Here is a 19198-nt window from a genome sequence, read left to right as displayed (position 1 = left end):
TCAGAAGGCTGATGTGTTGACTGACACGCCGCCTTCGCGACCAAGCCCGCTCCCACCTTGGGATTTGCGTAAATCTTTAGAACGAAGACTGGATCTTGATCCCCGCGATCAGTGCGTCATCGACCTCGTTCACGCCGCCCGGATGGCGGATGTATTGCAGGTTCGGGCGCACGGTCAGCCAGTTGGCGACGTGCACGCCGTAATACAGTTCGGCGCTGTATTCGGTGTCCTGCGGTGGCAGGAAGGACGGGTCGTCATAGTCGTAGACGGCGTGCGCCTGATTGCTCGCTTCGGCGTTCTTGCGGAAGGCCGGGTTGACGTGCACGCGAGCCAGGGCGAAACCGATGTCATCCTTGGCGCGGGCATCGAACGGGCCTTTGTAGACCACGCCGGCCTGCACGTAGTTGTCGATCGCGTTGGTTTTCTTGTCGTGCATCGTCGCGTTGGCGAACACGCTCAAGCCGCGCGAGTGATCGCTGGCGATGCTGGTGATTTGCTGCTGGGCGCCGAACCACACGCCGTGCTTGCTCGACGCGCTCCGATAGGCTTCGCCGCTCAGTGCGGCGGGCTGGCCGTTCTGGTCTTTATAGACGTCAGAGGCCTTGGCGCTGCTGTAGTAATAACCGGCACGGTATTCGCCCGGCAGGTCGTTGAGCTTCGGCGTCCACACCAGTTCCACCGGCAGCACGGCGCCCTGGGTGCCGCTGCCGCTGAGTTTGAAGCCGTTGCCGCGATCGAGGTTCGACGGGTTCTGCTCGTAGGCGCCGACTTGCGCGTACAGCTCCGGGGTCAGGTGATATTTGACCCGCAGTGCCCACTGGCTGACCGGCCAGTTGTACCAGATGCCGCCGACCCAGTTGCCGACCTGCGAGCCGCAGAACGCCAGGTTCTGGAAGTCGCACGGGAAGCTGTTGAAGTCTTCGCCTTCGCCGAAGCGGCCGACCTTGATGTCGAGCTTCTGGTCGAAGAATTTCTGCTGATACCACATCTGCGTCAGGCGTGTGGTCTGGCCACGGCCCCAGACTTCCTGGGCCGAGGTGAAGCCGCCAACGCGTGGGTCGTTGATCCGGTCATTGCTGATGTTGTTGCCGCTGCGCTTGGTGATGGTCAGCTGAAATTCGGCGTCGTTCCAGCCGAGGATTTTTTGCAGGTCCAGGTGCGTGCCCAGACCGAACTGATCGCTGTAGCGCGCGGTGCGATCGTGGTCGTAGCCGCCGTGCAGGTTGCTGCCCATTTCGCCGGTGTAGTCGAGTTTGAAGTCGTAGCCTTTTTCCGCCAGCTCGGTACGCGTGCCGTTCCAGTCACCGAGCATCCACGGTGAGTCACTGTCGAAGGCGGGAGCCGCCTGGGCGTAGGTGGCGAAGCCGAGCGCGGTGCAGCCGCCGAGCAGGCGCAGGGTTGAGATAGCGCTGTCTCGGGAGAAGGAAAAATCAGGCATGGGTCAGTCTTTTTTTGGTGTTTTACGGGGGTAAACCGAGCGCTTCAATTTGACGCAGGCAGTGAAGCGATTCAGCTGAAGGGCGGCAGGATAATGATCTGTAACAAAAAGACAAAGGGCTTTTGCAGACATGCAGCGTTTCGGATTCGGTAACAGTGCGGCAAACGGGCGCATTGTGGCGATGGTCGCAGGCTGCGATCTTCTCGGGTTGGCCTACATTTGATGCAAGGCCTTCCACCTGACCGGCCCCTCGGCTAAGGTGCGCGGCTTGTGCATTTTCACTCCGTCCAAAGGCCTGGCATGAACGACCACACTCCCGATCCGCTGCATGGCGTAACCCTTGAACAGATCCTCAATGCGCTGGTGGCGCATTACGAGTGGTCGGGGTTGGCCGAGCGCATCGATATCCGCTGCTTCAAGAGCGACCCGAGCATCAAGTCGAGCCTGACGTTCCTGCGCAAAACCCCGTGGGCGCGGGAGAAGGTCGAGCGCTTGTACGTGAAACTGATGCGCACCAAGCGTCCGCTCTGAGATGAACGCCGTTTCGCGGCGACGCCTGATCACGCTCCTCGCCAGCCTCGGCTGGAGCGGATTGAGCATTCAGCTGTACCTGATTTTCCTTGCGCGACTGAGTGTCGATGCCAGTCTGCTGGGCGGGCTGGTGAGTTTCTTCAGTTACTTCACGGTGTTGACCAACACGCTTGTGGCGACGGTGCTGACCTGCGCGATCACCCGGCGTGAATCCGCTGCGCAACGCTGGTTTCTGCAGCCATGGGTCAGCAGTGGGGTGGCGGTGAGCATTGCCGTGGTGGGGCTGGCCTACAGCATTTTGCTGCGGCATTTATGGCACCCCGAAGGCTGGCAGTTTATTGCCGATGAATTACTGCACGACGTGATGCCGTTGCTGTTTCTTGGCTACTGGTGGTTTTGCGTACCGAAGGGCACGTTGCGCCTGAAGCACCTGGCGCTGTGGCTGATCTATCCGCTGCTGTACTTCGTTTACGCGCTCGCTGCGCGGGCATCTGCTTGGCGCGTATGCGTATCCGTTCATCGATGTGGCGCTGCTGGGTTATGCACAGGTGTTCATCAATGCCGGAGGGATATTGGTGGGGTTTGTGCTGATTGGGTTGTTGGTGATCGGGATCGACCGCTGGCAGTCAGGACGAAGTTAAAAGGTCAATGTGGGAGCGGGCTTGCTCGCGAAGGCGTCAGGTCAGTCAACATCATGGTTGAATGATCGACCGCATTCGCGAGCAAGCCCGCTCCCACAAGGGCAAATCACTCTTCTGCCGAACCCTCAGCCCGCCAGTAACCGACGGCTTTGACGAACTGTTCATTGAGCCCATGCTCATCCAGCAGCACCCGACGGATCTGCCGCGAGACCTTGGTCTCGGTCGCCACCCACGCATACAGATTGCCCTTGGGCACCTGCAGCTCTTTGACCGTGGTCAGCAGGTTGTCCTTGCCGCCCTCGCGCAACACCCAGATCACATTGACCTGCGCCGCACTCTCCAGCACTTGTTGCTCGGCACCGTTTTCCACTTCGATCACCACCAGCGCCTTGCGATTCGCCGCCAGACCTTCGAGGCGGCGGGCGATGGCGGGCAGGGCGGTTTCGTCGCCGATCAGCAGGTAGCTGTCGAAGATGTCCGGCACGATCATCGAACCGCGTGGCCCGCCGATGTGCAGGAATTGACCGGGTCTGGCCTGTTCAGCCCAGGTCGAGGCAGGGCCGTCGCCGTGCAGGACGAAGTCGATGTCCAGCTCGAGTTTTTCCAGGTCGTAGCGGCGCGGGGTGTAGTCGCGCATCTCGGGCAGCGGGCCGTTGTCCTTGCCGGCGCCGAGCACCATGGTTTCCAGCGCAGCGGTTTGTTCGGCGTTCTGCGGGAACAGCAGTTTGACGTGATCGTCGGTGCCCAGGCTGATGAACCCGGCCAGCTCCGGGCCGCCGAGGGTGATGCGGCGCATGCGCGGGGTCAGGTCGACCACGCGCAGCACTTCGAGTTTGCGACGTTTGATTTCGTGCATCACGCGGTGAATGGTTTGCGTATCGACTGCAGTCATTCGGCTTTCTCCGGGGCAAATTGAACGGCAGGGCCGTCGACGATGGCTTTGGCGGTGTCGTTGAGCAGCGCGGCAACCCGTTGGATTTCTTCCGCGCTCCAGCGTCCGTGGTGCAGCTGCAAGGCGTGGCGCAGGTTGTGCACCGCCTCGTGGATTTCCGGCGGCCGGTCATGGCCGCGCAGTGAACGCTTGCTGACGTCGATGCGCATGCGCACGCCGTCCAGCGCCACCGCTTGCTCGCTTAAAGACAAACGACCGGCGTCGGTCACGCTGTAGCGTTTTTTGCCGGCCTCGGCGTCGCCGCTGATCAGGTCGCTTTCTTCGAGGAACGTCAGGGTCGGGTAGATCACGCCGGGGCTGGGGCTGTAAGCGCCGTCGAACATGCCTTCGATCTGGCGGATCAGGTCATAGCCATGGCAGGGCTGCTCGGCGATCAGCGCCAGCAGCAGCAATTTCAGATCACCGGGGGCGAAGACCCGTGGGCCGCGCCCGCCGCGTTCACGGCCGGGGCGTTTTTCGAAGCCGTCACGGCCGTCGCCGTGTTCGCGGTGATGATGGGGGGAATGATGGTCTCTCATTTTCCTGCTCTCTCGTCGTGTTTAGATACAACTTAAGATATATCTTTGCGCGCTGGCAAGGTGTCCTGACCAACGGTGCACACCTGACCGATCGAATCGGCGCTCGCAAAAAACCGGAAAACGATCAAGAAATCGCAGTATTAAATCTCCCGGCAAAGGCGCAGATTAGTGCTTGTTCTCTAATATTCCGTTTCGCCCTTTATTTCCGGGAAAGTGTGGTACATGTCTTACGGAAGTTGCTAATAAGTTGTGGCGCGTGCAGTCATTCGGCTGGCGCGATGTAGCCTGCTTCTTACAGTTGCACAGGAACTTTCCTGGATTTCACGGTTTTTTCTTTCTCATCTAATGGCGTCCAGGCTACAAGGTCGCAGGACGTTGCCTGCTTACTTTAAAGATAAATTGGTTGAACATTCTTCGGCGTTGAAAGTTAACGGTGAGCACTGACTGCTCGTGACTGTTCTGTTCGCCTTGACTGCTCGACGACTCAACTAATTTATATAAGACAGGTATTCAATGATGCTCAAGAAACTCGCCTTTGCCGCCCCTCTGACTGTCCTGGCCATGAGCGCCTCGATGGCGTTTGCCGCCACTGAAGCCAAACACTCCATCAGTATCGTGGCGCACGTACCGGCTGACGACTTCTATGCGGTGCCGGTGGATGCCGATCTGGTCAACAAGGATCAGGACATGAGCTTTAACCCGGGCACCAATTCGATGCGCGAAGTCAACGGGCACTTTGACGTGCTGCACACTGCCGGCAAAGTTAATGCACGTCTGGAAGGGGTGCCGAAGCTGATTGGCGGTAACAATACCATCGACCTGAAAGTCGAACTCAACGGCAAGACGCTGACCACCACTTCGCAGGAAGTCGTGGGCGATACCGAGTCCAATACGCGTTATCGCGCGCCCTTCAAGATCAGCGCTACCGGCGCCAAACCGGCCGCTGGCGACTACACCGGTGTGGTCATGCTGGTCGTCGAACCTTCGGTTTGAGTCATAACGGCAATACCTGACGTTACTTGTCCAGTAACGTAACCGGCCGGCAACTTCGAAGTTGCCCGGCCGGGCTTTTACTTCCGGTAATCAGAGTATTAATTCATGTATCCGATGACGCCCATCGCGGCTGCGCTTGCGTTGCTTTTGAGCAGCAGCGTACTGGCGGCGCCGCCTCCAGTCGATAACACCCCGCGAAGTTTGCTGGCTCAGGCGAAAGGTCTTCCGGCGGACTTTGAAGAGCATTTCTTTGATGTGCCTTTGGCGGTTCGTGTCGAACTTGATCAACAACCGCTGGGCGAGGCAATGATTGTATTGTCGCGCGATGATCGCATTACCCTGCTCGACTTCACCGACACCAGTGACAGCCGTATCAGTGCCGCCGAGCGTGAAACCTGGGCCAGTATCCTCAAATCCGGCGTAGCGCTTGGCAACTGCAGCGGGCAATGCCCCGAGCAACTGCTGGCGGTGCATTACAACCTGGAAAATTCACTGCTCTCGATCGCCACCGAAAACGCCGAGCGCGATCTGCAGACGCAACGCTTCCATGAGCAGCCCGAAGGTGGCAGCAGCGGTCTGATGCTGCGCAATCAGCTGAACCTCAATGGCGGCCAGAACCAGGATCTGGGCGGACGTTTCGGTCTGGAAGCCAGTGCCAGTCTCGGCAACTGGAGCCAGTCCTTCAATATGCAACTGGCGCGCCTCGGCGGACCGGACACCAAGACCTATCATGCGGTACACGAGCTTTACACCCAGCGCGAACTGCAAGGCAGTTTTTTCCGCCTGGGCTATTTCACCCCCAATTCCGAAGGCCTGACCCGCCAGCCCCGGTCGTTCGGCACCAGCCCGGACACGGCGGTGGGCGTGATGTATGGCAGCTCCGACAGCCTGGCGGTCGACAGCCCGCGGCCCAGCGTCTACCCGATTTTCGTCACGGCCAATCGCCAGGCGTCGGTGGAGATCTATCGCGATGGCCTGTTGATCAACACGCAAGCGGTGCCGGCCGGTTTACAGACGCTGGACACCCGGCCCTTGCCCGGTGGTATCTACGAAGTCGAAGTGCGCCTGATTGAGGATGGCCAGACCACCGCGACCACTCAGGAGCTGGTCTACAAACCGGTGAACTGGCAAAACCTCGACCAGCGCTGGCGCTACAACCTGTTCGCCGGGCAGGAAAGCAAACTGCTGAGCAACTGGGAGGAACAGCAGAGCGGTGATCTTACTGCCGGCGCCGCGCTCAACTACCTGCTGCACCCGCGCGTGATCCTCGGCCTGTCGGCACGTCAGGTGCGCGACACCTTGCAGTACGGCACCTCGATCGACTGGAGCCTGGCCGACAGCATCAGCCTCTTCGCCAATCTCTACCAGACCGAAGACCACGGCACCGGCGCCGATGTGCAGGGCCTATACAACTATGGCGCCGGCAGCCTGGTGGTCAGCCACAACCGCAGCTGGCTCGACACCCGCAACACTTACGACACGCTGCCCGACGGCACTCGCGTACGCCAACGCAATGTGTTCACCGGCGAAACCAGCAACTCGTCGCTGGCCCTCAACCATCGCCTCAGCCGCAAGAATTCGTTGAGCGCACGGGTCTCGCACAGCGAAGGCAATGTCGACGGCGTTGGCATGGACCTGGGCTGGACGCAGCGCACCGAGCTGTTTGGCAGCGATGCCAACTGGCGCTTGTCGCTGTTCGACCGGCCGGGCAGCTACAGCAGTGGCGAGGCGCGTAATCGCGGGATCGACCTGAGCATCAACATGGCGCTGGGCGGGCCGGGCCAGCAGATTTCCGGGAGCATCGGCAGCCGCACCGCCCGCGATGGCGGGCGCGACAACAATGGCTCGATCGGCTATCGCAAGGATCTTCAGGATCACATTCTGCAAAGCGTTTCCGTCACGGCGCTGACCGACACCTATGGCGTCGGCCTGGCGAGCCTGGCCACCTTCCGTACCGATTGGGTCAATGGCGACGGCTTCCTGCAGCGCTCGTCCTACAACGGCAACTTCACCGGTGGCGTGAACCTCGACAGCAGCGTGATCGTCGGCGGGCAGCGATTGGTCATGACCAGCCAGCATCAGGGCCGTGGTGCCGGGATGATCGTTGATGTCGAGTCGGATATCGCCGACATCGCCCTGCGCGCCGACGACCTCAGCGGCGGCAGTTCAGCGCTGCGGCCGGGGCGCAATTTCATTGCGCTGACTGCGTACAAAAACAGCTCGGTGGCTTTCGATTTCGAAGGCAATCACGTTCCGGCCGCCAGCATCGAACCGTCCCGTACCCGCTATCACCTGAACAAGGGCGGCGTGGCGTACCACAAGGTGCGGGTGATGAAAACCGTCACCGTACTCGGACGCCTGCTCGACCCGCAGGGCCAGCCGCTCAAGGGCCATCACGTGATCAATCACGCCAGCCGTGGAGTCAGCGAAGTCGACGGGTTTTTCTCGATGGAAATGCACGCCGGCTCACCGACCCTCGAAGTGCGCTACGCCGATCAACTGCTGTGCCAGTTCCGGCTCGACCCCGACCAACACCGTAGCGAAAACAACGTGCTGATGATCGGCGATTTGCGCTGCTCGCCGGACACGTTGGCCGACGTCACCCAAAAGGCCCACACCGCGGGTTGATGCGGCCTGCTTCAGGAGATTTGCAGACATGAATGTCTCACCCTTGGCTACATACCTGCGTTGCGGGCTGGCCGTTGTTGTGCTGATCGCTGGCACGCTATCTGCGGCTCACGCCGAACAGGTGTCGATCACCGCCGAGTTCAAACCGGACTCGTCTTACCCGCACCGCAACAAGTTCCAGAACACTACGCCCTCCAGTGGTTACTGCACCTACGACCCGGCGCAGTGCGAGCAGAACGAGATATTCAGCTTGCAGGTGCCGATCCAGTTCAACGCCCGTGCGCCGATTGCGGCGAATCACCCTTCGCCGCGGCAAGGGGCAACGTTTCAGGTACCCGTGCAGTGGCGTGAGCTGACGGTCTATCACGAGACCACCCACGAGCCAAAAATCGTCAAGGTGCGGATCGTCGGTATCGGTTCGCGCTATGTGACCGAGAATGTGATGAAACTGGTGGAGGGCGCCGAAGACGATCGCATCGCCCACAACCTGTTGTGGGGACAAAGTTGGGTCTATGCTCCGGCGCCCTGTCAGTACAGTGGTGTGGGTTGGTACTCCCCCAATGCATACTCGTTTTTCTGGAAAACTCCAGCGGCCGCTGCCTGCACCAAACAGGCGAAGTTCGATGTGCCGTGGTTGCGTCTGGAATATCTCGATTTTGCCTATGAACTGGTCACCCCCGACCCGCTTGGGATGTCGTCGGGGGACTACAGCGGTTCGCTGACCTACAGCGTCGGGCCCAATGCGGATTTCGATTTTGGCGATGTGATGTTGCCGTCGAGTTCGTCTCTGACCTTGAATTTCAATCTGAATGTACAGCACACCCTCAAGGTCGACATCCCACCCGGTGGCGAGAAAGTCCGCCTGGTTCCCGTCGGCGGCTGGCAGAGCTGGCTGCAGGCCGGCCGGCGGCCGGTGGGTCTGTTCCGTGACCAGACCTTCAATATCTCGGCGTCTTCACGTTTCAAGATGCTGATCAATTGCGGCCCCGGATTCAATGGCGAATGCGGATTGCAGGACAGTTCGGGGCGCCATCGAGTCGAGCTGCACGTCAGCGTCAGCATGCCCAATGGCATAACCGATCTGGCCGGCCAGCCGGTGCGGCGCATGCCATTGAAGGCCGGCGCCGGCAGTGCCCTGTATTTCAAGCCGGGGTTCTATGTGGATCGAGCCCCGGGAACCCTGCATTTCGAGGTGCCTCCACATTCGATGGCCAGCATGCTGCAGCCCGGGGTGAGCGACAGTTATTCCGGCATTGTCGTGGTGGTCTGGGATTCGGATATCTGATGGGCCGTTCAGCGATGAGTCGAGTCGGCATTGTGTTCAACGACCAAGGAAGCAAGGTGATGAAGCGTCTGGTGTTATCAATGGTTTTGTGCGGGCTGCCCTTTGCCCTGCAGGCCGGCCCGCAGATCAATGTCGGGACGGTCTACGACTACCTCGACGGCGACAAGAGCACGTACCTGAAACGGGTATTCAACAGCGGCGACAGCACGGCATTCGTCAAGGTCAACATTCTCGAAATCATCTACGACGCCGACGGCACCTCGCGGGAAATCGAGGTCAGGAGCCAGGCCGACATGAGCAGCCGAGACGGCCTGATGGCCAGCCCCGCGCGGCTGATCGTGCCGGCCAACGGCATGCAGGGTACGCGTCTGTTGATGATGGGCGAGCGTGACCGGGAGCGCTATTTCCGCGTGCGGTTCATCCCCGTTGTTCCGGAAAAGGAAGACGAATTTGCCGTGTCCGCCGAGGAGCGTGAGCAATACAAAACCACCTTGTCGGCCGGGGTCAACGTCATGACCGGTTTCGGTACGGTGTTCTTCGTGCGCCCGAAAAACAGCCGTTTCGACAGCGTGATCGAAGACACCCCGGCGACGTATCGAGTGCGTAATAACGGCAACACCGTGGTGCTGATCGATGAGTTTCGCAATTGTGCGCTAAAGGACGAAACCGCTTGTGAGCCGACCACCAAACACCACATCCGCGCAGGCAACAGTTTCGAGTTCGACAAGCAGGCCGGACGCGAATACCGCTTCAATCTGGTGGAGGGCGACAGCAAGAAGTCCCTGCGCGTAGCCGGCCTCTCATCACGGGGTGATCTGAGATGATCAAGCCATCGTTGATGACCCTGTGCGCGGGCATTCTGACCCTGTTCAGTGCTCAATCGTTTGCGGCACGCGAAGAGCACCGATTCGAGGTGTCGGTGGATATTCCGACGCTGGGGTTTTATGTGATTCCGGCCGAAACGGACTGGATTCATCGTGCGCAGATTCTGCCGTGGAATATCAGCACCAAGAGCCTTGGCGGATTGCGCAAACACTTCGACCTCAGGCACGACACCAGTGCCATCGAGGCCCGGCTGGAGAGCGCAGCGTTTCTATCCAATGGCCGCGACGAGCAGAACATTTATCTGCGCGTCAGCTTCGCCGATACCGTACTGACTCACGAGACGCCGCGTCAGGTGGTCTCGGCGGAGCAGGCCAGGGCCGGCGGGCGTTACCTGCTGGAGATCCAGCCGATCACGCCCGCCGGCGGCTACAAGCCGGGGAGTTACTACGGCAACGTGCACCTGATCTTTAACGCGGCGGCGCCCTGAAGTTGCCCGGCCTGCCCGATGTGCAACGGGCAGGCCGTCACGCCGTTGTCAAAGCCCGGCGCGAGCCAGTGCTTCACGGGTCAGGCGCCGCGCCAGTTCCTTTTCGTCATCCGCAAGGTCGATCAGCAACCGGTCGAACAGCGTGTCGTTGATCGGCTGGTCATTGAACACCACGGTCGCTGGCACCGGCAGCTCGTTCATCAACGTCTTGAGCTGTTCGCGCAGGGCCGCGCGCTCCTCGGCCACCGCCGATTGCGTCCACTGGCGCTGGACCTCGCGCAGCGACTCAAGGGCTTCGTAGCGGCGCTGGAACAGGCGCTTGTTGCTTTCCAGGCGCACGGGATAGCGCTCGCTCAGGTACTCTTTCCAGAAGTCGAGTTCGAGCATCTGGTTGACCAGGCCATCGCCTTCTCCCAGCGCCAGTACCGTTTCGTAGGCCTGATCGATCATCGGGTCGGTGACGCCGGACACCGGTCGGTACAGCATGCCTTCGGACTGCCAGGGCAAGCCGAGACGTTTGGCCAGGCCGGTCTGGTAGGCCAGATAGACCTCCACGTCATCGGGGTTGCCGCCACGGCTGGCAACATCGGCCCGGGCGATTTCGTTGACCTGTTCCAGCCGCGCTGCGCCTTTGGCCAGCGTCACCAGTTTCAGTTCCAGTTCCTTCGGCTCGACCGAATAGGCATGGGCCTCGTAGGCCAGCACGTTCACCCCCATGTGGTTGAACAGCTGCGCACCGGCATCGGCGCAATCCACCGGTGCCACCACCATGGTGAACAGTTTTTCGCGCAAGCGGCTGTCGACATGCACGGCGTCGAGCATGCGCCAGACGCGTTGCATCAACTGCTCGCGCGCCGTTCCGCCGGCGCGGAAATCGGCAAATCCACGTACGCTGAGCAAAGTCGCCATGAACGGTGCGGCCATGGGGTCTTCCACCAGCTCTGTCCATGGAGTTTCGCGATCAATGCCCCAGCCCGGCACGTCGGACCAGTAGTCGGCGCCATAGTTGGAGATGATCGAGGTGCTCGGGGTGGCGACAGGCATGATCGGCTCCGGTGGCAGTGCCATCGAACGGCGACTGTCCTGGTAGCGCAACTGGTTGAGGTCCGACAGCGCGGCGACGTCCAGGCGCGTGCGCGCCACCAGCCATTGCGCATCGGAACCGCTCGGCACGTCGGGGATCACGGTCAGCGGGTTGCCGCGCAAGTCGAGCAGCAAACCGCGTGGCCGTGGCTTGGCCAGAATGCCGTCCGGCCAGGTGGTCAGCCCGGTGTTCTTCAGCGCCACCACCTTCAGGCGCGGCATGCGCGACAGATCAGGCGAAAGCCCCAGCGGGTTGTCGTCCATTCTCAGCACTTCGAGGTAGGTCAGACTGCCCAGCCGTTCGACGGCGTCGCGGTCCAGCACAATGTGGTTGTTGTTCAGACGCAGACGTTCGAGGCGGCGCATCGTGCTCCCGATGCGGTCCGGCAAGCGCGTCAGCTCGCAGTATCTGGCACTCAGCTCGACCACGTTCGGAAAGTCCTTGAGCAGGCCGTTGGTGTCGGGGGCGAACCGCGCGTTGTCGAGATTGAGCAGCGTGACCTTGTCGAGAAACTTCTTCAGCGGCGGCCGTTTCGCCCACCAGGTTTCCAGATCCGTGGACAGCAGTTCCCGCGACAGATCCAGCGCATAGGCCGACGGATCGGCGCGGTTGCCCAGGTATTCGTTCTTGCGTTCGAAACAGTCCAGCAGCCTTTCATAAATATGCAGCCCGCCACCGTCACGGAATCCCTGACTGCCCGGCCCCCAGGTCTGCGGTTGCTGATAGCGCCAGCGATGGACGATGACCCGCAGCTCATCGAGTTCGTTTTCGTGCTCCTCGATGGCCTTGAGCGGCTCGCCGCGTTCGGTCAGGGCATTGGCAAACGCTTCGACCTCGCGCGGGCTGAAATGCGGATGCAGATCCTGGATGCGTTGCTCCAGCGTGGCGGCATTGCGGCTCAGACCCGGGCCGCGTACCAGAAACAGGGTGTTGTATTCAGCGACCGGACGGATCGGCGGGCTGGCAAGTAGCGTGCGCCGCTCGCTGGGGGCCTGGGTTCTGGCGATGATCCATTGCTTGAACGGTTCGATGTCGTCGGTTCGATACCCCAGGGCACTGCGGCCATCGTGATTGGTCGCCTGCAGGATTGCCTCGTACAAACCACTGGCGGGGTGGATCGGCAGGTTCGCGCCATCGCGCACCTGATAGCGGTCGGCAGCGACCCGCACCAACACCCGGACGCGCTCGGCGACCGCCGCACCGGCCTCGCAACGCAACTCGCCGTCGAACGTGCCTTCACGGATTTCAATGCGCAGCGCCCCGAAGGTATCGCTGTAATGCCGCAGCGCGCCGAGGATCAGCCGTTCGCTGTCGATGTTGCTCAGGGCTTCCTGCTGCAGACCCTGGGCAGCGCGCACGGACTGCAATTCAAACTGCACCTCGCGGGCGGTCGTGCGCAAACGCAAGGGCAAACGGCGTTGCGTCGTGGCTTGCTGCTGTTCCAGCGGTCGGGCATGGGTGACCACCCGTTCGGCGAGAACCGGCGTCAACTGTGGACAATCCACCAGCACCTGGCTGGCCGCCGACGACAGTGGCGCGTCGGGCTGCACCGGACGCGCCGGGCCGAGACGATCCAGCGTGTCGCTGAGCAATGGCGGCGGCGGGGTGTTGTCGACATGCATGCGGCGCAGCATGTCCTCGTCGGTGCCGGTCAGCAGGCGCAGGTGCTCCAGTTGCGCATCGCTGAAACCATCGGTGCGATGACCGATGCGCCGCAGCAGTTTTCGCCCGTCCCACAGACGCGGGTTTTCCGTTTCACAGACCCAGGCCCCGTCGGCGTTGTGCACAAGTGTGGGCGAGTAGGCCCGGGGACGTCGCGGATGGCGCAGGCGGTGTTTCCCGGAAAGCGGATCCTTGGTCACCTCGAAGACGTGTTGATCCAGGCGCAGCAATTGTTTGTCCCCCAGCGTATGAACGCCTTGCGCATCGGGGCGGGCCGGGTTCGGCAGGGTCTGTTCCGGCAGACGATAGGGCGCCAGATCCGGGTTCCACAGGCGGGTCTGACCATCGGCCAACTGCACCGGTTTCAGGCTTTCGACAAACGACGACAGCTTGACCCGTGCGACACGTCCAAGGCTGGCGCCAGCGGCGAAGGCACCGAGCTGGACAATGCTTTGCAGCACGCCGATGGCTTGCTCACCCGCTTCGGCCAGGTGCCCCTCGGCCATGTCGACGATGCCTTCAAAGACCCCGTCGAGCAGTTGATACGTGGTGTAGGCCAGCATCAATTCGCCGAGCCCCGGCACCAGCGGGGTCACCACCAGCAGCGCCACGTTGAAGATATCCGAGAGGATTTTCCCCAGGTTGTCCCACCAGGCCCAGCGGGCCATGCGATCGGCATACTCGGTGGAAATGGCGATCTCCCGGGCGTCATTGAAAATCTTGTTGAGCTTCTGCTGATGGAAGTAAGCCCAGAGACTGCCGGTGTAACGGGTATCGCGGTCGTCCTGGACTTTTGTCAGGCGAAATCGCAGGTCGGGGTGATCCACAGGCGTTTCGCGCCAACTGGGCAGGTTGGTTCCCGGCGGTACGGCGTGCCATTCCACGGTACTCAGGCGGGCGTTCAAGCCTGCAAAAAAATGCCCGCGTTGCTGATGGTTGACGAACTGGCTGAAAAACCGCTGATAGCTGCCGGCAGCGTCGCGGTCGCGCAGTTGCCGCGTCAGTTCCGCCATGAAGTCCAGCGCCGAGGCGTATTGTCTGAGCGGATGTTCCGGGTCATGGGGCACATAGGCAATCACCGGGACCGGGGCATTGGCGGTGTCCACGTCAGGGGCGATGAGGGTGATACCGGTCAGCGCCGTATCCATCATGGTGAGGTTGTAGTAGTTGATGGCACGCCCGCGCCAGCGCAGGTTGCGCCGATCATCGAGCATGCCCTGGATGACCTCGTAGGCGTCGCGGTCAATGTCCTTTTTCGCCAAGGCCAGCTGGGCACAGACGCTCAATGTACTTTTCTGGCTGAAGATGATCCGGTACTGCAAAACCTGGCGGGCGACACGGTTGCCCGAGCGCAGAAACTCGTTCAGATGCTGCTCGTATCGGGCGCCGATATTCAGCTCGCGGCACAGTGACTTGAACTGCTCGATACTCAGTTTTTGCTTGAGCGACCTGACCGTGAAGTGGCCGTTGGCATCGGGGCGGGTGATGAACTCCGAGGCCGGGCTGAACGCTTCATCGCGGGAGAAATTATGCAGGGCAGCGTCGAGCAGCGAGACGGTCCGGCTGGTGGTAGCACCGGCAAAGTCATGGGCCCACCATGCGCTGTTGACGGGGGCGTACAGGCGCAGCCAGGTGTTCTCGACGTCGTCTTCGACGCCGAAACGCTGTTGCAGCGCCTGCTGTAATAACGGTTTGGCGAAGGCGTAGACGTCTTGCAGACTGCTCAACGCCTTGTCCACTTGGTTTTGCGCCTTCCAGGCATTTTGCATCTGCTGTTGCAGACGCAGATGTTCGGCGTCCGACACCTCTTGATACCAGGCCGTCAGCTTCAGTCGGTGCAGCTGCAATTCATTGACCCGCTTTGCTGAGCTTGCGCGCAGCCAGGCCGGAATGGCTTTTTCGATCGTTTGATAATGAACACTGACATCCGGTGAGACGAGGTGCGCTGTGCGTGGCGGTTGCCCCTGCGGGGAAAGGGTGGGCATTGCTGGATCGTCCTTGATCAAAAAATGGAGCGATCAGCCTAGGCAAGGACAGTGGGTGAAAAAAGCGCAAATACCCGGTTGTAATCGCCGGGGTTGCGCACGGAGCCTTCGAAAAACACGGAGCGAAAAATACACAGTTACCACCCCGTCACAGCGCTTTCGTGGCTTATCGGGCGGCGGTGATCTCCGGCGCCTGACACATCGTGTGCGTGCCCGGTTGCAGGTACGGCGAGAGGATCGGCGCCATGCCCTTGAGCACCTGTACCGGTAGCGCCGAGGTGAACTTGAAGTTCTCCGCCGAGCGCCCGGGGACGAACGCAGTCAGCGTGCCGAAGTGGTTATTGCCGATGTAGAACACGAAGGTCGCGGTACGGTTGATCGACTTCGAACTGAGGATGCGACCGCCGGAGCCGATGGCTTCGATGCGGTTGTCGCCGGTGCCGGTCTTGCCACCCATGACCAGTGGGGTGCCGTCGGCGGTTTTGAAACTGCCGGACACCCGTTTCGCCGTGCCCGAGTCCACCACTTGCGACAATGCCTCGCGCATCGCCGTGGCAACCTCCGATGGCATCACCCGTTTGCCCACGTGCGGGTCGTTGGTCAGGCGTGTCTCATAGGGGGTGCCGGCGGCAAAGTGCAGGCTGTCGATGCGCAGGCTCGGCATGCGTACGCCGTCGTTGAGGATGGTGCCGATCAGCTCGGCCAGCGCAGCAGGGCGGTCGCCAGAGCTACCAATGGCGGTGGCCAGCGACGGCACCAGATGGTCGAACGGATAGCCGACTTTCTGCCAGCGCTGGTGAATTTCCAGGAACGCTTCGATCTCGAGCATGGTGCGAATGCGACTGTCGCGGGCGCCCTTGTGCTTGCTCTTGAACAACCAGCTGTAGACCTCCTGACGCTCGAACTGACTGGCCTTGACGATCTCGCTGAAGGTGGCGTCCGGGTGGTTCAGCAGGTAGCCCATCAGCCACAGATCGAGTGGGTGAACCTTGGCGATGAAGCCTTGATCCGGCAGATCGTATGTGCCCGGGCCATAGGCGTCATACAGTCGGATGAGGCGGTCATCGGTGAGTTTTTCGGTGAGCTTGGCGCCCTTGAGGTGCGAACGCACGAAGCTGTTGAAATCTTCCTGACTGGCGTTGGGCAGCAGATAACGGTGCACGGCGGCCATGCGGATCGGCGTCGGGCGCATGCTGTCGAGGAACGTATCGAGGCGCGCCGGGGTGTCCTTGTTCTTGTACTTCTTCCAGAACTTGAGCAGGAACGAGGTGCCTTCGCGGTCGGCGAAACTGGCCAGGTATTCCTGACGGCGCGGATCGCGGTCATCCTTGAGCAACTCCGCGCTGCTGTTGGGGCCGGAGTAGGTGACATAGCGCACCACGTCACGCATCAGGCGAATGAACGGCAGGTTGATCGACTCGCGCAGGGCATCGCGCAGGGTCGGCATGCGGCCGTTGTCTTCCTTGCGAAAGTTGTGGAACACATGCAGGCCGCCTCCGGTGAAGAACGCCTCGCCGGGGCTGGCCGAATATTTGCGGTCGAGCGCGGCGCCGAGCATTTTCGACAGATCGTGGTCCTTGTTCTGGATCAGGTAGTCGATCACCCACTGGCTGAGGCGGTCCTGATCCGGCACCTCGACTTTCTTCAGCTCCGGCACCGTCATGGCGCCGTACTTGTCGTGCAGCTCGGAGATGATCTGCAGGTACGTGGTGAGCACGCGCATCTTCGCCGTCGAGCCGAGCTCCAGTTTGCTGCCTTCGTTGATGTCGAACGGCTGGTCGGTGCTGTCGGTCTGCACGCGCACTCGCGAGCCGTCCGGGGTCAGCTCGAACAGGGTGAAGCTGTAGCGCACCTGGGTGGTGCTGGTGGGGGTGAGCAGGCGTTCGCCGATCAAACCGATCTGCCCGGCAAACGCGGGTTCGGCGAGTTTTTTCAGGTACTCGGTGGCCTGGGTCTGCAGATCGCCCTGCAAGGTGCTGGTGGCCGACAGGTCGAGGCGATCGAGGTCGTACAGTGGGCGATTGAGCATCGTTGCCAGACGGCTGCGAGCGACGCTGATGCCCTTGTTGGTTTCGATCGGCTGAAGGGTCGGCTGGGTCTGCCAGTCGCGGTAAGTGACCTTGCTCGCCAGCGCGGCATCGGCCAGCGCGCTGTCGATCACGCCGTTCTGTTTGAGCAGGCGCAAGTGGCTGTCGGTGAGGTCGGCGAGTTCTTCACGGCCCTTGGTCAGGTAATGCGAAGGACGGCGCTGGGCGATCATCAGCGAGAGCATTTCGCGCAGGGCCAGACCTTTGTCGGCCATGGTTTTCGGATCGGTGGCCGGGCTGTTCAATTGTTCATTGGCCTTGTTGAAATCGCTGCCGTACCAGACCCGCAAACCTTCGGCCATGCCGTGTACCTCACCATGCCCCGGCACGGCGGAGAGCGGCACGCTGTTGAGGTAGTCGCGGATGATGTTCTGCCGTGCGCCGAGGGTTTCGGGGCCGGGTTGATAGGCGCGCACGCTGGCGGAGATCATCTGGCGGATCTTCTCGGCGCCAGACACCGTCAGGCCATCGGGCGAGTGCCGGTACTTTTCCAGCTGTGTCGCCAAGGTACTGCCACCCGCCGATTGCCCCGGCAGGTGCAGCAACTTCGCTACCTGAGACCACGCGGCCATGCCGAAACGCGGCCAGTCCACCGCCGGGTTGGCCAGCGGTTGTTTGGGGTCGAGCAGAAAGCGGTTTTCGATGAACAGCAAACTGCTGACCACCACCGGCGGAATCGCCGCGAAACTCGAATACAGCTGCTGCGGGTACTTGTACTGATACAACGGCGCAGCGCGGCAATCGGTGATCGACAGCCCGGCCTGGATCTTTTCCGAATAGGGCACGAACAGGCCCTTGTCGGTGTAGCTGAGCAGCGCCGGAGAAAACCGTGTTTGCTCGGTGATCACATAGTCGCGCTTGAGCAGGCGCGGCAGGAATTCATCGAGGGAGCTGTAGCCCAGACGCAGATCGAACGGCCCGTTGCCCGGATAGCGGATCGCTTCGCTGGGGCCGGGTTCCAGCTGATATTTGAGCGAGGCGGCGTATTGGCTCAGCTCCCTGGACTGAAAGCGCGAGGTGCGCATTTCCTTGTTCGCGGCCAGACCCACCACAACCGCGATAATCAGCAGCAATAACCAGAACGCCTTCCAGCCATGCCGGTTGCGGCGTTTTTTTGGGGGGATAGGCGCTTCATCCACACGTTCAGTCGGAACCACGGCTTTACTCGAATCGGTTTGCCACAAAGCGCCCATAGTCGATTGATCCATTCACGCAGATTGATCGGACTTGACTGAAGCTTAGACGGTGGTTGGTGATGGGGAAAAAAAAGTGCGGGGAAGCCATCTGAACAAAACTGAAGTCGGTGGCTGTTTTGAGTGGAGGTTATCTGTGCTGAGGGTATTTATCTGTGGTGATGGGATTTATCTGTGGCGAGGGGATTTATCCCCGATGGGGCGCGAAGCGGCCCCTGACCCAGGGGCACCGCATTTGAAGAGCTTGGGCCTGCTGCGCAGGCCATCGGGGATAAATCCCCTCACCACATTCAAATCTCCTCACCACAGATAAATCCCCTTACCAGAGATAATTACCATGATCGGGCTTCGGTAACGAACTTAGAGCCAACAGGCGTCCCAAAGCGGGTAGTCGCCTATCCGCTCCACCAAACCTGCCCGTAGCGGATTGGCGATGATGTAACGGGCGAACGGTTTCAAGTCTTCGCCATCGCGAATTGCCCGGTCGTGGAAACCGGTTTGCCACAATCGGCCGCGACGACCGGTTTCCCTGTTAACAGCTTGGGTGCAACGTGCCTTAACTGCGCCAACAACAGCGCCAAGACTGCCGCTGTTCAACTGCATCAACCAGTGAAAGTGATCGGGCATGACCACCCAGGCAATGGATTCCGCCCGACCTTGCTCATGGGCGTGACGAAGTTCTGCGACCAATAAACGGCCTGTGCGCCAGTCGGAAAATACCGGCTGGCGGTCATACACAACTGAAGTGACGAAATAGGCTCGGCCTGTTTCGGAATTTCGGCCTAAACGAAGACGGTAGGTATTTGGTTTGACTGGCATGTTCGCTCCTTGCGTTCAGTGATCAAGGTCTGAAGGCTAGTGGCGGATTACTTGAGTGGGATCTGTAAAT

General features: G+C 60.9%; 12 protein-coding genes and 2 pseudogenes. 8 read left to right on the top strand and 6 right to left on the bottom strand.

Annotation, left to right across the window (positions count from 1 at the left end; all coding sequences use genetic code 11):
- Nucleotides 1–76 precede the first annotated feature (76 nt).
- Nucleotides 77–1438 (bottom strand): carbohydrate porin, encoded by a 1362-nt coding sequence (locus tag V9L13_RS14995; RefSeq protein WP_338799924.1) that lies wholly within the window; start codon nt 1436–1438, stop codon nt 77–79.
- Nucleotides 1439–1738: 300 nt separating this feature from the next.
- Here V9L13_RS14995 and V9L13_RS14990 point away from each other — a divergent pair, with 300 nt between their 5' ends.
- From V9L13_RS14990 to V9L13_RS14980, 3 genes and pseudogenes are all read left to right on the top strand, one after another.
- On the top strand, nt 1739–1969 hold the full coding sequence (locus V9L13_RS14990) for a VF530 family protein (protein ID WP_003227831.1): 231 nt from the start codon (nt 1739–1741) through the stop codon (nt 1967–1969).
- Nucleotide 1970: 1 nt separating this feature from the next.
- Nucleotides 1971–2610 (top strand): annotated as a pseudogene (locus V9L13_RS14985) (Pr6Pr family membrane protein).
- A 9-nt stretch (nt 2611–2619) separates the two neighbouring features.
- Nucleotides 2620–2709: pseudogene (locus V9L13_RS14980) on the top strand (metal ABC transporter ATP-binding protein); the annotation flags it as partial.
- Nucleotides 2710–2716: 7 nt separating this feature from the next.
- Here V9L13_RS14980 and V9L13_RS14975 read toward each other — a convergent pair.
- Together V9L13_RS14975 and V9L13_RS14970 are read right to left on the bottom strand one after the other, a co-directional pair.
- Nucleotides 2717–3502 (bottom strand): siderophore-interacting protein, encoded by a 786-nt coding sequence (locus V9L13_RS14975; protein WP_262142214.1) that lies wholly within the window; start codon nt 3500–3502, stop codon nt 2717–2719.
- A complete protein-coding gene (locus V9L13_RS14970) occupies nt 3499–4080 on the bottom strand; it encodes a PadR family transcriptional regulator (RefSeq protein WP_003227826.1) in 582 nt (193 codons plus the stop codon). Before V9L13_RS14970 ends, V9L13_RS14975 begins: the two co-directional genes overlap by 4 nt.
- A gap of 516 nt (nt 4081–4596) precedes the next feature.
- Here V9L13_RS14970 and V9L13_RS14965 point away from each other — a divergent pair.
- The 5 genes from V9L13_RS14965 (at nt 4597) to V9L13_RS14945 (ending at nt 10298) form a co-directional block, all read left to right on the top strand.
- Nucleotides 4597–5073: a CS1 type fimbrial major subunit gene (locus tag V9L13_RS14965; RefSeq protein ID WP_338799923.1), complete on the top strand. Its 477-nt coding sequence runs from the start codon at nt 4597–4599 to the stop codon at nt 5071–5073.
- 105 nt (nt 5074–5178) lie between these two features.
- Complete coding sequence (locus V9L13_RS14960) at nt 5179–7701, top strand: CS1-pili formation C-terminal domain-containing protein (protein WP_338799922.1); 2523 nt, start codon at nt 5179–5181, stop codon at nt 7699–7701.
- 28 nt (nt 7702–7729) lie between these two features.
- Nucleotides 7730–8986: a hypothetical protein gene (locus V9L13_RS14955; protein ID WP_338799921.1), complete on the top strand. Its 1257-nt coding sequence runs from the start codon at nt 7730–7732 to the stop codon at nt 8984–8986.
- 59 nt (nt 8987–9045) lie between these two features.
- Nucleotides 9046–9810, top strand: coding sequence for a molecular chaperone (locus V9L13_RS14950; RefSeq protein ID WP_338799920.1), 765 nt, complete (start codon nt 9046–9048; stop codon nt 9808–9810).
- The gene (locus V9L13_RS14945) at nt 9807–10298 is read left to right on the top strand and encodes a CS1 type fimbrial major subunit (protein WP_338799919.1); all 492 of its coding nucleotides are present in this window, start codon (nt 9807–9809) and stop codon (nt 10296–10298) included. The genes V9L13_RS14950 and V9L13_RS14945 overlap by 4 nt, the downstream gene beginning before the upstream one ends.
- Nucleotides 10299–10346: 48 nt before the next feature.
- Here the strand turns inward: V9L13_RS14945 and V9L13_RS14940 are convergent, their stop codons facing one another.
- The 3 genes from V9L13_RS14940 to V9L13_RS14930 all read right to left on the bottom strand — a co-directional run bounded on the left by V9L13_RS14940 (nt 10347) and on the right by V9L13_RS14930 (nt 19128).
- Entirely contained in the window at nt 10347–15029 is a 4683-nt protein-coding gene (locus V9L13_RS14940; RefSeq protein ID WP_338799918.1) for a DUF6543 domain-containing protein, read from the bottom strand.
- 166 nt (nt 15030–15195) lie between these two features.
- Nucleotides 15196–18309 (bottom strand): transglycosylase domain-containing protein, encoded by a 3114-nt coding sequence (locus V9L13_RS14935; protein WP_338799917.1) that lies wholly within the window; start codon nt 18307–18309, stop codon nt 15196–15198.
- Between the two features lie 360 nt (nt 18310–18669).
- Nucleotides 18670–19128, bottom strand: coding sequence for a transposase (locus V9L13_RS14930; protein ID WP_338799916.1), 459 nt, complete (start codon nt 19126–19128; stop codon nt 18670–18672).
- Between the last annotated feature and the right edge of the window lie 70 nt (nt 19129–19198).

The organism is Pseudomonas sp. RSB 5.4, assembly GCF_037126175.1.
Classification (GTDB): domain Bacteria; phylum Pseudomonadota; class Gammaproteobacteria; order Pseudomonadales; family Pseudomonadaceae; genus Aquipseudomonas; species Aquipseudomonas fluorescens_H.
This window is presented reverse-complemented; position numbering and strand designations above follow the sequence as displayed.